Source organism: Rhodococcus sp. 27YEA6 (genome assembly GCF_044908235.1).
GTDB lineage: Bacteria > Actinomycetota > Actinomycetes > Mycobacteriales > Mycobacteriaceae > Rhodococcus_F > Rhodococcus_F qingshengii.
Map to the genome: position 1 here is coordinate 619,870 of NZ_JBIYCY010000001.1, position 15,192 is coordinate 635,061.

At 62.1% G+C, this 15,192-nt stretch carries 14 protein-coding genes and 1 riboswitch; of the genes, 3 read left to right on the forward strand and 11 right to left on the reverse strand.

The genetic code is table 11. The features are described from left to right. Positions 1 to 137: 137 nt before the first annotated feature. The 4 genes from fahA to ABH939_RS03085 all read right to left on the reverse strand — a co-directional run bounded on the left by fahA (position 138) and on the right by ABH939_RS03085 (position 4,051). Positions 138 to 1,328, reverse strand: a complete 1,191-nt coding sequence (gene fahA, locus ABH939_RS03070) for a fumarylacetoacetase (protein WP_054188907.1) — start codon at positions 1,326 to 1,328, stop codon at positions 138 to 140. Continuing rightward, positions 1,325 to 2,194 (reverse strand): hypothetical protein, encoded by an 870-nt coding sequence (locus ABH939_RS03075; protein ID WP_404649306.1) that lies wholly within the window; start codon positions 2,192 to 2,194, stop codon positions 1,325 to 1,327. Before ABH939_RS03075 ends, fahA begins: the two co-directional genes overlap by 4 nt. Next, the gene (locus ABH939_RS03080; RefSeq protein ID WP_404649307.1) at positions 2,191 to 3,390 is read right to left on the reverse strand and encodes a homogentisate 1,2-dioxygenase; all 1,200 of its coding nucleotides are present in this window, start codon (positions 3,388 to 3,390) and stop codon (positions 2,191 to 2,193) included. The genes ABH939_RS03075 and ABH939_RS03080 overlap by 4 nt, the downstream gene beginning before the upstream one ends. 109 nt (positions 3,391 to 3,499) lie before the next feature. Beyond that, positions 3,500 to 4,051: a MarR family winged helix-turn-helix transcriptional regulator gene (locus tag ABH939_RS03085; protein ID WP_003939926.1), complete on the reverse strand. Its 552-nt coding sequence runs from the start codon at positions 4,049 to 4,051 to the stop codon at positions 3,500 to 3,502. A gap of 104 nt (positions 4,052 to 4,155) precedes the next feature. Between ABH939_RS03085 and ABH939_RS03090 the strand changes: the two genes are divergently transcribed. Continuing rightward, on the forward strand, positions 4,156 to 4,770 hold the full coding sequence (locus ABH939_RS03090; protein ID WP_116057956.1) for a TetR/AcrR family transcriptional regulator: 615 nt from the start codon (positions 4,156 to 4,158) through the stop codon (positions 4,768 to 4,770). 174 nt (positions 4,771 to 4,944) lie between these two features. Beyond that, the gene (locus tag ABH939_RS03095; protein WP_007733602.1) at positions 4,945 to 6,543 is read left to right on the forward strand and encodes an ABC transporter substrate-binding protein; all 1,599 of its coding nucleotides are present in this window, start codon (positions 4,945 to 4,947) and stop codon (positions 6,541 to 6,543) included. 58 nt (positions 6,544 to 6,601) lie between these two features. Here ABH939_RS03095 and metE read toward each other — a convergent pair whose 3' ends face one another. The 7 genes from metE to ABH939_RS03130 form a co-directional block, all read right to left on the reverse strand. Then, entirely contained in the window at positions 6,602 to 8,866 is a 2,265-nt protein-coding gene (metE, locus tag ABH939_RS03100) for a 5-methyltetrahydropteroyltriglutamate--homocysteine S-methyltransferase (RefSeq protein ID WP_404649308.1), read from the reverse strand. Positions 8,867 to 9,024: 158 nt separating this feature from the next. Then, positions 9,025 to 9,226: riboswitch (cobalamin riboswitch) on the reverse strand. 105 nt (positions 9,227 to 9,331) lie between these two features. After that, the gene (locus tag ABH939_RS03105; RefSeq protein WP_003940179.1) at positions 9,332 to 9,769 is read right to left on the reverse strand and encodes a helix-turn-helix domain-containing protein; all 438 of its coding nucleotides are present in this window, start codon (positions 9,767 to 9,769) and stop codon (positions 9,332 to 9,334) included. 219 nt (positions 9,770 to 9,988) lie between these two features. Next, entirely contained in the window at positions 9,989 to 10,618 is a 630-nt protein-coding gene (locus tag ABH939_RS03110; RefSeq protein ID WP_003940330.1) for a response regulator transcription factor, read from the reverse strand. Beyond that, positions 10,615 to 11,739, reverse strand: a complete 1,125-nt coding sequence (locus ABH939_RS03115; protein WP_054781704.1) for a histidine kinase — start codon at positions 11,737 to 11,739, stop codon at positions 10,615 to 10,617. The genes ABH939_RS03110 and ABH939_RS03115 overlap by 4 nt, the downstream gene beginning before the upstream one ends. Further along, complete coding sequence (locus ABH939_RS03120) at positions 11,740 to 12,534, reverse strand: ABC transporter permease (protein ID WP_019745005.1); 795 nt, start codon at positions 12,532 to 12,534, stop codon at positions 11,740 to 11,742. Then, complete coding sequence (locus ABH939_RS03125) at positions 12,534 to 13,490, reverse strand: ABC transporter ATP-binding protein (protein WP_404649309.1); 957 nt, start codon at positions 13,488 to 13,490, stop codon at positions 12,534 to 12,536. Before ABH939_RS03125 ends, ABH939_RS03120 begins: the two co-directional genes overlap by 1 nt. Positions 13,491 to 13,535: 45 nt before the next feature. Further along, positions 13,536 to 14,483: a DMT family transporter gene (locus ABH939_RS03130; protein WP_003940332.1), complete on the reverse strand. Its 948-nt coding sequence runs from the start codon at positions 14,481 to 14,483 to the stop codon at positions 13,536 to 13,538. A 68-nt stretch (positions 14,484 to 14,551) separates the two neighbouring features. On the opposite strand from ABH939_RS03130, the gene ABH939_RS03135 reads away from it, so the two are divergent. After that, positions 14,552 to 15,097, forward strand: a complete 546-nt coding sequence (locus tag ABH939_RS03135; RefSeq protein WP_003939872.1) for a CGNR zinc finger domain-containing protein — start codon at positions 14,552 to 14,554, stop codon at positions 15,095 to 15,097. Positions 15,098 to 15,192 lie beyond the last annotated feature (95 nt).

The following is a 15,192-nucleotide window of genomic DNA, read 5'->3' on the forward strand; positions in this document are numbered from 1 at the left end:
AGCAGAGGGGGTTGCTGCGACGTCACGGAGCCAGGACTCTCGATCGCTCTGGATGGTTAGTCCAGCTTATCTTCGGAGAATCGTGAGGCAAGGAATTCCGGACATCAGATCAGCGTGAATCAAACAGTTGTCAATCACTATCTTTCGGTTTGCGTTGCAGGCAGGATCCGAGCGTGAACATCCCCGAAGCCGATTCGTGATCCGCCGACGCCGGGAGCGGTGGCTGAGATGGCGATGGTGTCGCCGTCTTCGAGAAAGGTACGGGTCTCGGAGCCCACAGCTACGGGTTCCTTGCCGCCCCACGTCAACTCGATGAAGGCGCCGCGCTGATCTTTGTCCGGTCCGGAAATGGTTCCGGACGCGAAGAGATCGCCGGTGCTCGCTGCTGCGCCGTTGATGGTGGTGTGCGCGAGCATCTGCGCAGGCGACCAGTACATCTGGGCGTAGGGCGGCCGGGAGACGACGTGACCGTTCCACTCGACGGCCAGGTCGATGTCCAGCCCCCACTTCTCTTCACCACGCAGATAGGAAAGCGGTTCGGGATCCTGCACCGGAGTGTCGATTCGGGCTGCTTCGAGAGCGAGCAAGGGTACGACCCACGGTGAGATGGAGGTCGCGAAACTCTTCCCCAGGTTCGGACCGAGGGGCACGTACTCCCACGCCTGGATGTCTCGGGCAGACCAGTCGTTCACGACGACGGCGCCGAAGACGTGCTCGGCAAATTCGTCCGGGGTGATGGAATCGCCCATCTTCGAGGGAGTTCCGACGATGAATCCCATCTCGGCTTCGATGTCGAGGCGCCGGGACGGTCCGAAGTCCGGGCTTTCCTGATCGGGTGCCTTCCGCTGTCCGCAGGGACGAACGATGTCGGTGCCGGAGACGACGACGGTGCTCGAGCGCCCGTGGTATCCGACGGGAAGATGCTTCCAGTTCGGCATCAAGGGGGCTGCGTCCGGGCGGAACAACCGCCCGAGGTTGGTTGCGTGATTCTCCGAGGCGTAGAAGTCGACGTAATCGGCCACTGCGATCGGCAAATGCATTGTCACCGAATCAACGGAAAACACTGCATTCGAGTCTATTTCGCTAGTCACGAGCTCCGTGATCCGGTTTCGCACCGATACCCACTGATCTCGTCCCTGAGCCATGAACGCGTTCAGAGTCGGTTCGGAGAAGACGGAATCACCTAGTGTCGCTGCGAGATCGACCACCGATTCGGCGACGCGCACACCGACACGCGGTAACCCTCCCGCGGGGGAGAAGACCCCGTACGGCAGATTGTCGAGACCGAACAGTGAGTCGGCGGGAATGTCGATGGTCGTGACAGTCATACGAGAGTTCCTTCGGTTTTGTCGGAGCGGACGATCAACCCGAGGCCTTCCAGCTCGGTCAGAGGGTCCGAGATGCTGCAGGTACCGAACGCGAGGAATCGGCGACGCACCTCGCCGGCCTCGTCCTCGGTGAGGTCGGCCAGGGCTTGCGCGATCGATTTTCCATCGCGCTGAGACAGTGCAGCAACAATTTCCGAACGATCGGCGCCCCGCCTCGCCGCGTCGACGGCCACCATGATGTTGAGGAAGCCGTGTTGCTCGAAGCCTGTTTCCGGATCGGTGTTGCGCACACCGTGGTGCAGTCCCGCAGTCGCCTTGAACGGGATATTCGCTCGGACAACGGATATCACCGCATCGGCGAGCTCTTCCTCGTTCGGGTACGCCTCGGCGACAATCCCGCCGGTGCGAAACTTTGCGGAATGCCCGGCAGTTTCGAGAGCTGTGAGATAGCCCGCGCGCCGATCACCTCGAGGCACCTCGACAAAAATGTCGACGTCGGGATGAGCGGCATGGACACGAGAGAGTTCCTCGAAGGCCGCATCGGCGTCCAACCCGTCAGGAATTCCCACCTCGACGGCGGCGACGTGAACACCAGGGATGGCGAGCGCGTTCGAGAGTGCAGCCGCCGTATCGGATGGGCCGGCCGGCACGGTCAGGCTCAGCGTCACCGGGCTGTCCGCTGAAACGTACGCAGCCAGTTCGCTCAGTCGCGGCGCGGGAAAAACGAAAGGCCCGACCAGTGCGTCGTAATCCGCCTGCAGGTAGGCGGCGTGGGCCGGAACTGCCTCGGCAAGAGGAGCATTGCCGGGTGGGAAGAGTGCTGCGTCGTCGCACAGGCCGCGCAGGAGTGGGGAGATGATCGTCATTGCCTAGGCCCCCGCCCTGCCCAGCTCCAGGCGTACGCTTCGTCCTCGCAGGCAAGGGCTCCCTCACCCAATTCGAGGGGCCGGAACGTATCGACCATCACGGCGAGCTCGTCGAAGAACTCGGCGCCGATGCTCCGCTCGTAGGCGCCGGGTTGTGGTCCGTGGGCGTGGCCGCCGGGATGAATAGATATCGAACCCTGACCGATGCCGGAACCCTTGCGCGCCTCGTAGTCACCGCCGCAGTAGAACATGATCTCGTCCGAGTCGACGTTCGAGTGGTAGTACGGCACCGGGATCGACAGGGGGTGGTAGTCGACCTTGCGCGGAACGAAGTTGCAGATCACGAAGTTGTTCCCCTCGAACGCCTGGTGTGCCGGCGGCGGTTGGTGAACACGGCCCGTGATCGGCTCGTAGTCGGAGATGTTGAAGGTGTACGGGTACAGGCAGCCGTCCCAGCCGACGACATCGAAAGGGTGCGTGGGATAAACCATTCGGGTGCCGACGATGCCCGCCGACGTTCGGTGCTTGACCAGTACCTCGACGTCGGTTCCTTCGGCGATCATGGGCGCGATCGGTCCGTGCAGGTCTCGTTCACAGAACGGTGCGTTCTCGAGCAGCTGGCCGAAGCGGGAAAGATAGCGCTTGGGCGGGACGATGTGACTGTTCGCCTCGATGGCGTAGGCACGAAGTGGCTTGTCACCCTTGGGGATCCATCGATGCGTTGTGGACATCGGGATCAGGACGTAGTCACCTTCACTGGCCTCGAGTGCACCGAAGACGGTGTCGACGGTCGCCTCGCCAGATTCGATGTAGACCATCTCGTCGCCGATTGCGTTGCGATACAGGGGAGATGGCGCTGCCGCAACGACGTAGGACAATCGCACGTCGGCATTTCCGAGGATGAGACGACGGCCGGTTACCACGTCGGTCTCGTTCCAGGTGCTTTCGGGAAACAGCGTGTGGAGTTTCAGATGGCGCGGTTTGAGGGGATGGTTGGGGGTTGTGCTCTGATCGCGCAGTTCCCAGACCGTTGCGTCGACGATGGCCGACGGGATCTCGCGGTGGTACAGCAACGAAGAATCCGAGGAGAAACCTTCCTCTCCCATCAGTTCTTCGTAGTAGAGGTTGCCGGACTCGTCACGGTGTTGGGTGTGACGCTTCGGTGGGATGTTGCCGAGTTGTCGATAGAACGCCATGACGGGGCTCCTTCTGTGCTGTTCTGCCTGGCTCACCTCCACCAGATAGTAAACATATTAACTAAAATGATGTGATGAGCGCAACCCTCCAAGGGGGTTCGGGTCTATGTCAGTTACGTCCGCGTACGTCGAACTGGCTGCGGTTGGTGATCAGTTTGTCCAGGAGCATGACAAGAATTCGCTGTTCGGCCTCGCTCAGGACGCTTACCCAGGCGTGTTCGCGTTCGTTCTGCTCGCGAAAGGCTTCGACCATGGCTTCTCGGCCCTTGTCGGTCAGGTACAGCTGGACGGAACGGCCGTCGTTCTCGGTGGGCCGCCGATCGATCAATCCGTCTGCCAGCAGCGACTTGGACAGATTGGAGACCGCTGCCCTACTCATGCCGGTGAGCTCGGCGGCAGCCTTCGGCTCGATCGGACCGGCCAGCCAGGTGACGAACAACAGCCTGAAGGAGGACCATGACCAGCCGCGAGGGCGGTGGATCGACGACTCGAGATCGTAGGTGACCACGTTGGAAGCCCGATTGAGTGTCAGTAGTACCTCGGTGGCCAGCTGGTCGCGAAAGCCGTGTTCGGTGGCCAGTCGCTTGTTGGCCAGTTCGATGAACGACCAGAAGTTCAGCACGCCGACGGTTGGCTGGTCATCGGTTGTCCGGTCAGTCATGGACTAACCCTAGCGCGATCTGCAGTTGATTAATCCGTGTATTAGATATCGGGGTTACGATGAAACTTCGCAACCCGGCACTGCGGTCAGGATTCTGAACTATCGTGACGCGCGTGACTGCGCGCAGCGACGAGTTTCCCTTGGACGTCGACCTCATGTCGGTGGGGCAACTCGAGCGGAGAGGACGACTGACCGCGGCGGTGGTCGAGATGCTGGCCGAGATGCCGTCGGATCGAATCCAGATGAAAGACGTCTCGGAGCGTTCAGGCGTCGCACTCGGAACGCTGTATCGCTACTTTCCGACCAAACAGCAACTTCTGGCTGCGGCGATGACGGCGTGGAGCGGTCTCGAATCGGTCCGTCGTCCTGAGAAGTTGCGGGCAGACGGTGGTGAGAACAACGCGTACGAGCGGGTTCTGGCACTTCATCGCCGCGAGATGAAGGCATTCGAGCGTAGGCCCTACTTCGCTCGGTTGGAGATCGAACTCCATTCGTCCTCGGATCAGTTCGTGATCGAGTCGTTGGATCTGCGCGCAGCGGCACATCGGAGAATGCTGTTCGAGTTGATGGACGGCGTCCCGGCCGAGACGGCGAGGGTTGCGGCCGTGGCAATAGGCGGCACGATGCTGACGGCCCTTGCGCTGTGGACCAGTGGCCGGATCGGATTCGCAGAGGCCCAGCGGAACGTCGAAGACGTCATCGGACTGGTAATTCGCTGAACGGTTGCAACCTAGAATTCAGTTCTTGTTTCTGCTGTCATGAACGCGAATTATCGCTTCGGCTTTGTGAAAACGAAGACGCAGGACGAGACCTTACCTAGAATTCACTTACAAATATGTCGGGGTGTCCGATCCAGGGATCGACGTATCCGTGAACTGTGAAAGTGAGTCGCAATGAAGCGCTCGTACCGAGTCCGCGCTCGAATCTGGATGGTTGTCCTGGCGTCGGCGACGCTGGTGGTGACGGGGTGCGCCGGTAGTAGCCAAGGTACGACCACGGATGCATCGGACGTGACGGTCGGAGTTGTCGGTGACCAGAACAACGGGGGAGAGCCGCGCTCGGGTGGCACCGTGTCGTTTGCCACCTACAACGGGATCAGTAGCCTCGATCCGGCTGACCGTCAGGACGGCGGCGCTACCGGTGGTAGCGAAATGGCAGCCATCTACGACCTTCTCATGCGCTTCGATACGGCGGCGGGCGAATACGTCCCCCACTTGGCGCAGTCGTTGTCGGCCAACGGCGACAACACGGTGTGGACACTGAAATTGCGCGACGGCGTCACCTTCAGCGACGGCACTCCGATGGACAGTGCGGCAGTCCTGTGGAGCATCGATCACTATCTGCAGAAGAAGGGAACTCACGCGCTGGTGTGGAAGACCGCTGTGCGCGAGACGAATTCACCGGATCCGAGTACGGTCGTCTTTACATTGGCGCAGCCGTGGGACGAGTTCCCGATCATGTTCACCACCGGTCCCGGCATGATCGTCGCGCCCTCGTCGATGGCTACCGGCACGTTCACCCCGATCGGGGCAGGCCCGTTCACCGTCGAGAAGTTCGCCTCCCAGGACGAATTGGTGCTCGCTGCCCGTCCGACGTACTGGGACGGGGCGCCGTACCTCGAGAAGTTGCGCTTTCCCGCAATCGTCAACGAGAAGAGCAAACTGGAAGGATTGCACACCGACGGAATCCAGGTTGCCTATCTGAAGTCTCCCGACTTCATTCACGAGGCTTTCGAAGCCGGTGATCCCGGATTTGTGTACTCGGCCAGCATGGCCGGAGTTCTGGCAATCAATCAGCGCGACGATCGGGCAGCGAAGGACGAGCGCGTGCGTAAGGCGATTGTCGCTGCGGTGGACCCGAATACGTTCAACGAGCGAGTTCAGGGCGGCTTCGGCGAACCCGGCACCGACATGTTCGCGTCGTGGTCGCAGTGGCACGGATCGGTGGCCGGGAACGGCTTCGACCCCGAGGCGGCCAAGAAGTATCTCGCCGAGGCGAAGGCCGACGGTTACGACGGAAAACTGACGTACGTCGGGATGAACGATCCGGCGACGCAGCGGAGCGCACTGACGTTTCAGTCGCTCTTGCAGGCAGTGGGTTTCACGGTCGACATCACCTACGCAACCAGCATCAACGATCTGATTTCCATGCTGTACGCAAAGCATGACTACGACGTGTCCTACTTCGCGTTCAACGTGCTGGAAGAGTCACCGTTCGTGCGTATGTACGGCAACCTGTTCAGCGAATCGCCGTCGAACATTCTCGGTTACAAGAACGCTCGGATGGACGAGTTGCTCGGCAAGCTGCAAACGGCGTCGGGCGAGGATGAGCGGCGAGCCGTCATCGACGATATTCAGACCGTGGTCAACGAGACGGCGCCGATGGCCGTGGTCAACTCCGGCAAGGTCTTCATCCCGTGGCGCGAGAACGTCCACGGAGTGACCCCGAGTGCGGACGGGATTCTGCTCTTCGGCAATACGTGGTTGAGCTGACCCCCGTGCGCCTTTTTGGTAGTGCCCACTACCAAAAAGGCGCACAGGGGCTTTGCCCCTATAGCTCCGCTCGTACCAACTTCGCGGCTTCGACGAGGTTACGCAGTGACGCCTCGACCTCGACGGAACCGCGGGTCTTCAAACCGCAGTCCGGGTTGACCCACAACCGCTCGACAGGAACAGCTTTGAGTGCCTCACGCAGGGATTCGGCAATCTCGTCGACGCTCGGCACCCGCGGCGAGTGGATGTCGTAGACACCCGGGCCGACGCCGAGATCGAACCCGACCGAACTGAGATCGTCGAGGACCTCCATGTGTGAGCGCGCCGCCTCGATGGACGTGACGTCCGCGTCGAGGCCGGCGATGGCGCCGATCACCGCTCCGAACTCGGAGTAGCACAGGTGCGTGTGGATCGCGGTGGAATCCGCGACGCCCGAGGTAGCCAACCGGAAGGCGCCGACCGACCAGTCCAGGTAGGCACGCTGATCCTCGGCACGCAGTGGGAGTAGTTCTCGTAGAGCCGGTTCGTCAACCTGGATGATTCCGATTCCGGCGGCCTGCAGGTCGACGGTCTCGTCTCGAATGGCCAGTGCGACTTGATTTGCCGAGTCGGCGAGGGGTTGGTCGTCGCGGACGAACGACCAGGCCAGAATGGTGACGGGTCCGGTGAGCATGCCCTTGACCGGCTTGTCGGTCAGGGACTGCGCGTACGTGATCCAGTCGACGGTCATCTGTTTCGGGCGGGAGACGTCGCCGTACAGAATCGGCGGACGCACGCAGCGGGTGCCGTACGACTGGACCCAACCGTTGGCGGTGGCGAAGAATCCGTCCAACTGCTCCGCGAAGTACTGGACCATGTCGTTGCGTTCCGGCTCACCGTGAACAAGAACGTCCAGGTCCAGCTCTTCCTGGAGCGCAACAACTTCGGCAATTTCGGCGCGCATACGGTTGACGTACTCGGCTTCGTCGATCTCGCCCTTGCGCAGTGCTGCGCGAGCGATGCGGATCTTCGAGGTTTGCGGGTACGAACCGATTGTCGTCGTGGGCAGCGGCGGCAGAGAAAGCAGTTCGTCCTGGGCAGCGCGACGTTCGGCGGCGGGCGCGCGACCGGTCGCCGAGTTCAGCACCGCGTCCAGACGGCCTCGAACACTCGCATCATTGAGTCTGCGATCGTCCTTGCGGGTCGACGCGGCCGCTCGTGCCAGAGCGAACTCGTCTTCCACCGACTCCCGGCCCTGTGTGAGAGCGGTTGCGAGAGTTACTACTTCCTTGACCTTCTCGGTGCCGAACGCGAGCCACGAGCGCAGGGCCTTGTCGACATCGGCTTCTGCGTCGAGAGTGTACGGAACGTGCAGCAGGGAGCACGATGTGGAGACGGCAAGATTATCCACGCTGCCCAACAGAGCACCCAACGTGCTCAGTGCCGAATCCAGATCCGACCGCCAGATGTTTCGTCCGTCGACCACGCCGGCGACGACCAGTTTGCGGGCGAGTTCGGGGACGGAGCCGATCGAATCCTGACCGGCCACCAGGTCGACGGCAAATCCTTCGACGCCGGTGGACGCAAGCGCGGGCAGCGCCTCACGCAGCGAACCGAAGTACGACGCCAACAGGATCGACGGCCGCTCGGACAGCGCTGAAAGCTGTTCGTACGCAGCGCGTGCCGCTTCGATTTCCTCGTCGGTGCGATCGCCTACGAGGGCCGGTTCGTCGAGCTGAACCCAGCTCGCACCGGCCTTCGCGAGCCGACCGAGTAGATCCGCGTAGAGGGGGAGTAGTTCGTCGAGTCGCGAGAGCAGCGGCTCGTCGGTGCCGACAGCCTTCGAGAGCAGCAGGAAGGTGACCGGTCCGATGACGACCGGGCGGGCTGCAATGCCGTCGGAAAGTGCTTCTGCCAGTTCGGACAAGACCTTGGACGGGTCGAGTGCGAACGTGGTGGACGGCGAGATCTCCGGCACCAGGTAGTGGTAGTTGGTGTCGAACCACTTCGTCATTTCGAGCGGCGCGATGGTGTCCGTCCCACGGGCAGCGGCAAAGTAGCGGTCCAACGGATCGGCGACCGACGCGACGCGGTCGGGCAGCGCGCCGAGAAGAACTGCGGTGTCGAGCATCTGGTCGTAGAAGGAGAAGGTATTGACCGGGACGGAGTCGAGGCCCAGGTCACGGAGGTCGGCCAAGCCCTGCCGACGGAGGTCACGGGCGACAGCCTGCAGGGCGTCGGCGTCGATGCGCCCTGCCCAATAGCTTTCGGTTGCCCGCTTGAGTTCTCGATGAGGACCGATGCGCGGTGAGCCCAGCACGGTCGAAGTGAATGTTGTTGTCACGGAGTTTCTCCAGATTGCCAATGCATTGATGGCCACTGCCGGCAGACGGGTATACCTCACGCGACCCCGAGTTTCAGCGGGCAGCACTGCCCGCACCGCACACGAGGTCCGATGGAGATCTACACGCCCATTCCACGAGGCGGTGGACCGTCGGGCACGGCGTGCCCGACACAGTCGGCAGGTCTTCGGACTCGCGGGCACTCGATCGAGTTGGATCGAACCTACTGGCCGTCGCTTCCCAGGCGGATGCCCAGTGCACATGAACGGCGGTCGTTCCTGCTTACCGCTGCGGGACAGTCCCGGATTTTCACCGGGTTCCCTCTCACCCCGACAGCTTGCGCTGACGGAGCTTCGACGCCGGGACCGGTCTTCGGGGCTCCTCATGACCGTGCCGGGCGAACCAGCTGCATCGACCAGCATAAGGCCAACCCTCCCTGAACAGTCAAGGAGAGTCGGCGAAGGGCGCTATGCGCGTGACATGTAGGAATTCGAGTCCGGTGGTACGCGCGGAAGATTTTCGGAGGAACGTAGATTCTCCGCCATTTCGACAAGCAGATCCTGTGAAGACGGTGAGAGGTCGACGACACGGGAGGTGAGGTTCCGCAGGCGCACGTTGTGCAGCTGTTCGAGGAGGGAGAGGTCTGCCTCGCCACCTGAGATCGCGGGCGGAGTGTGATCGGACGGGGCGTAGAAGTAGTCCGGATGGACCTTGAAGAAGTGGGCGAGGGCGGCAACCACTTCGGGTGACGGATTGGTTCGGACGCCGGTGCGCAGTTGCGACAGGTACGGCGTGGAGATACGGCAGCCGAACTCGGTCATGCCGCGAACGACCATCGCGTTGGTGACGTGAAAGTCGGCAGTCTCGAACAGCGAGTTCAAGCGATCGTTGAACTGGTTCGACATGAGACGTCCCTTCCCCCGCTACGCACAGGCTCCGTCGGTTCAATTAACTGCATCATAGCCAGGTATCGAACGATTAGCTGTTTCGGATTCTCGCGAAGCGGTCGTTTGCAGGGAAAATCCCTAGGGTAGAAGGTCCCTACTTTGAGTGATCTGGACAAATCGCCATCACGAATCGAACGGCGAACTATTTGCCGGGGAAGGCGATTCCAGACGCGCGGATCAGAGCCAGCCGTTCGACTCGGCGATTCTGACGGCTTCCGCGCGCGTCGACGCACCCGTCTTACCCATCGCGGATGACAGATGATTTCGAACTGTCCCTGCGGACAAGAAGAGCGCCCCTGCGATGGCTGCCACGGGTGCGCCGTCGTGAGCGGCGCGCAGTACTTGGGTCTCACGCTCCGTCAGGGGCGACTCGCCGCTGACGAGGCTGTCGGCCGCAAGGGTGGGATCGACGACGCGCAGTCCGGCGTGGACACGCCTGACCGCGTCGGCAAGCTGCCTGGCGGGGGTGTCCTTGACGACGAACCCGCCGGCCCCGGCGTGCAGGGCTTTACGAAGAAATCCGGGACGGCCGAACGTGGTGACGATCAGAACCCGGGTGTCGGGTGCTGCCTCGCGAAGGGCCGCCGTTGCGGCGATTCCGTCCATGCCGGGCATCTCGACGTCCAGAAGCGCGACGTCCGGGCGGTGTTCGAGAACGGCGGACACCACCTCGTCGCCGCGACCGACCTCGGCCACCACGGACAGGTCGGATTCCAGATCGAGCAGCGCGGCCAAAGCTCCTCGCACGAGCGCCTGATCGTCCGCCAAGAGCAGCCGTATGGTTGCTCGATCGCCCTGGCTGTTCACTCTGTCTCCTGTTCGACTACCTGAAGTGCAAACCCCTGCGGCTGGGGATGAGTGATGATCACTCGTGCGCCCGACGCTCCGGCGCGCTCGCGCAATCCGATCAGACCGTTTCCGGAAGACGTCGACTCGGCCCCTCGTCCGTCGTCGACGACCGACGCACTATTTTCGTCGACCGTGATCCGGCAGTGGGTCGCACCGCTGTGTCGAACGACGTTGGTGACGCCCTCACGGATCGTCCATGCAAAGAGTTCCCGAAGACGCGTGGGAACCATGTCGGTACTGCTCGGCACCTCGTCCTCGATACCAGCCGCACGCAATGCCTCTCGCGCTCGGGCTATCTCGACGGGAAGAGAAATCCCACGAAATCCTTCGACGGCCGAGCGCACGTCTGCCAACGCGTCACGCGAAAGTCTTTCGAGGTCGTCGAGTTCGTTGCGCGCACGTTCGATATCGACATCGAGTAGGCGATTGGCCAGTTCGGCTTTGATCGTGATGACGGTCAGCGAGTGCCCGAGGATGTCGTGCAGATCGCGCGCCATCCTCGTTCGCTCCTCCATGATTGCCCGCTGCTCCTGCTCTTCGCGTTCATGGAGTATGGCGAAGTTGCGGCTGATCAGGGACATGATTCCCCAGGTCGCGAACGCGGCCGCGCAGACTCCGAGTGAGAGTCCGGAGTAGTTTCCCCATCCGGACGAGAGGCTGACTATCTCCACGGAGGCCGCGAACACCAAAGCGAGAATGCCGCCGGCGACGGTCGGCAACAGCGTCACCGCTGTCACCGCGAGGTACGGTGCTGCTGCCAAACCTGTCGGCCCGACGCTCACGATCATCACGGCGGCCAACGCGGTCAAGGCGGCCAAAGCCAGTGCAGCTTCGCGAATCGTCGGCCGAGTCATTGTCATTCGACGCCGCTGCTGCGTTGTGGCGAACGTGTAGAGATAGAGCGCACCGAAGGCGACCGTCGCGAGAATCCCTGTCCAGCCGCGCAGTTCGTCGCGCAGATTCCATCCCTCGATCAGCGGCCCGCCGAGAAATACCATCCAGACCGCCGCGAAGAGAACGCCGAAACGATTCCGCCGCGGGAGCGCGACGGAATCTTCTCGGTCAGTCGTTTGCGACAACTACACACGCTCCGTATCTCGTTGGAAACGCCAGATCGCTCCGCCGGCGAAGATGGCGAACCACACCAGGATATTGACGATCCAGGTCCAGTGAATGCTATTGCCCGTCAACGGTGCGTGGGCGAGGGCGTTGATGCCGAACATCGGGGTGAACTGTGCGATGGTCGCCCATACGGAACCGTCGGTGAGTGGTACGAAGAGTCCGCCGCCGAATGCGAGCAGAGCCAGTCCCGGTCCGAGCAACTGCATGACGTTCTCACTGGGGAGTAGGTACCCCATGAACAGGCCGAAGGCCGCGAAGATCGACGATCCCAGCCAGGCGATCAATGCCGTTGTGAACCAGAGTGATCCGTCCATCTGCGCCGAGGTGAACGCGCCGACGACGTAGACCACGAGAATCGAGACGAGACCGAGCAGCATCGCCATGATCAGTTTGACGGCGATGTAGGCGACCGGGGTCAGGGGAGTCAGCCGAAGTTGTCGGCTCCACCCGGACGCTCGTTCGATCGAGACCATCGCGCCGCCGCTGGTGGTGGCCAGCATCGCGCCGTAAAGGGCCATGCTGATCATGATGTACGCGGCGACATTGCCGTGCCCGATCCCGTGGTCGTCGTCGCCTTGACCGAGACCGAAGACGAGGAAGAAGACAACCGGCATGACGAGCGTGAAGATCATCGTGCGCCGGTTGCGAGTCAGACGACGAAATTCCAGTCGCAGTAGCGTCGTGTTGAATCCGCCGAGAGGTACGACGGTTCGCTCGGCTCCGTAGGTATTCGCTTCGGTTGCAGTGGTCATCACTTCTGTCCTTCGGAGTTGTTCGACGTGAGTGCGATGAATGCGTCTTCGAGGCCACGCGAGACGATTTCGAGATCGCGAGCCTGCGTATTGGTCAACAGGAACCGTGCAACGGCATCGGTGTCACCCGAGTGCACGAGCAGCGACTCACCGCGCACCTCGACGGCGTCGGAGTGCGGTATGGCTCGCAGGAGTTCGTCGGTGATGCCTGGAACAGTCGCGCGCAGGGTGCGTCCGGACGCCATCGCCTTGACCTCGGCGGTGGTCCCGTCTGCGACCACGGTGCCTTGCCTGACCAGGATGATGCGGTCGGCGTAGACATCGGCCTCTTCGAGGTAGTGCGTCGCAAAAAGCACAGTGCGACCGTGATCTGCGTCGGCGCGGATGGCGGACCAAAAGTCCCGACGCCCTTCGACGTCCATACCGGTGGTGGGCTCGTCGAGAATGAGCAATTGCGGGTTCGACAGCAACGCCATCGCAAATCGCAACCGCTGTTGTTGTCCGCCTGAGCATTTGCTGACCAGGCGATCGGAGATGTCGAGGATTCCGGCTCTCCCCAGCACTTCGTCGACCGGACGGGATTGGGAGTACAGGCTGGCGGTCAGCTGCACCGTCTCGGCAACCGTCAGCTCTTTCAGTAGTCCGCCGGTCTGCATGACTGCCGAGACGAGTCCGCGGGCAATCGCCGATCGAGGTGACATTCCGAAGACGCTCACCTCGCCTGACGTCGGCCGGGACAGGCCGAGGATCATGTCGATGGTTGTCGTCTTGCCTGCGCCGTTCGGGCCGAGGAACGCGACGATCTCGCCGGGGCGGATGCTCAGGTCGATACCTTTGACGGCGTCGACGGTTCCGAAACTCTTGCGAAGTCCGGTCAACCGGACGGCGTCGTGTGCCGATCCTTCAGTGAGTGTGTGCAGTGCCTGTGGTGAATGCCGTGCCTGTGTTGAGGTCATACATAGAATCTGCTCGCTTCGAGGTCGTGATCCCTCGTCCGTCCGTCATTCTTCTGCCATGACATTTGTCATCGGGTCGGCCGGTATCTGTTTCGGTGCAACCTGGCCGAGGCGCGCGAGGACCAACCCCGCGATGATTGCTGCGCCACCTACAGCTTGGAGTGCGGTGACGGATTCCCCGACCAGGATCCACGCGGCGACGACCGCGCACAGCACTTCGGTCAGCGCTACCAGAGACCCGATTGTCGGCCCCAGCAGCGTGATCGCGGCGATGCCGGTGAGATAGGCAATGACAGTGCTGACCAGGACCAGGACCACCACCGGCAGCCACACGTTCACCGAATGGTCTGCCACGACTGCGTTCGAGGCCGAGAACTGGAGGGGGAGGACGCCTACGAGTCCGAGCGCGCCGATGACCACCGCACTGACCGTGAGCCCCGATGCCGCGAGCACAACTGGATGGAGATCACCGTCCGCACGTTCGGAAATGACGAAATAGACTGCAAGGCATGCCGCGGCGGCCAGTCCCCAGGCGACTCCGACGGCACTGATCTCTGCCGATCCGAAGACGTCGATCACCACGGCGGCGCCGATCAAGGCCACCGCCGCACCGAGAAGCGTCTGCACGCTCGGACGCGCGCCCTTGGTTATCCACACCCACCCGATGACGATGATCGGTGCAAGGTACTCGAGAAGCAATGCGACGCCGACCGAAAGATGTTGCACGGCATTGAAGAAGCACAGTTGAACGCCCGAGATCGCGAACACCCCGTACAGCAGTACCGTTCGCGTGTGGGTGCTCACCTGTCGTAGGCGAGGCCATTGGGTGGCTACGGCGATCACCATCATCACCAGTGCGCCGCCTGCAACGCGCGCGAACACTGCGCCGCCGGGGGACCACCCTGATTCGATGAGAGATTTCGCGAACGGGCCCGATACGCCGAACGTTGCCGCGGACAGCAGAGCGAAGATCAAGCCGTTGCGAGAGTTCACGTCGTCACCCGTCAGGAGTAAAAGCGATTACGATGCTGACATTAGGTTGATACGGCTCAGGAGTCAAAGTGCATTTTGCTGGTGACACGGAATCGGCGCTCGTCTTCGCCGCGTCGTTGGTCAACACGGCCCGCGGCGGGGCCGAACTGCTTCCGGATCAAGAGGAGCTGACACGGTTTCTCGACGCGGATCGCTGGACCGGCAGGCGGGACGGCACACCGGAGGAATTGACGGCGGTTCGTGCGCTGCGTCCACGACTGCGAAAGTTCTGGGAAGCCGCGGGAGTGGACGACGCCGTCGAGGTGGTGAACACACTGCTACTCGAATCGGGCGCGAGGCCGCGGCTCACCAGGCACGACGACCTCGGCTGGCACCTGCACGTCACCGCTGACGATTCGCCACTGGTGGACCGGATGGCCGCAGAAGCGGCGATGGGTGTGCTCGATCTGATCCGAACCGACGAATTCTCGAGGTTGCGATGGTGCGAGGCCCCGGACTGCGAAGCGGTCTTCGTGGATTTGTCGCGCAATCGTTCGAAGCGATACTGCGACACCGGAAACTGTGGGAACAGGGCGCACGTCGCCGCCTATCGTGCCCGTAAATCCGGGGCGTGACCAAGCGGCGTTCGGAGGGATAGAACCAGGCTGAGTGAATACCTTGTCGGGAGCCAGGATCGGTCTAGCGTTGTGAATTCGGAACAGATTTCGCG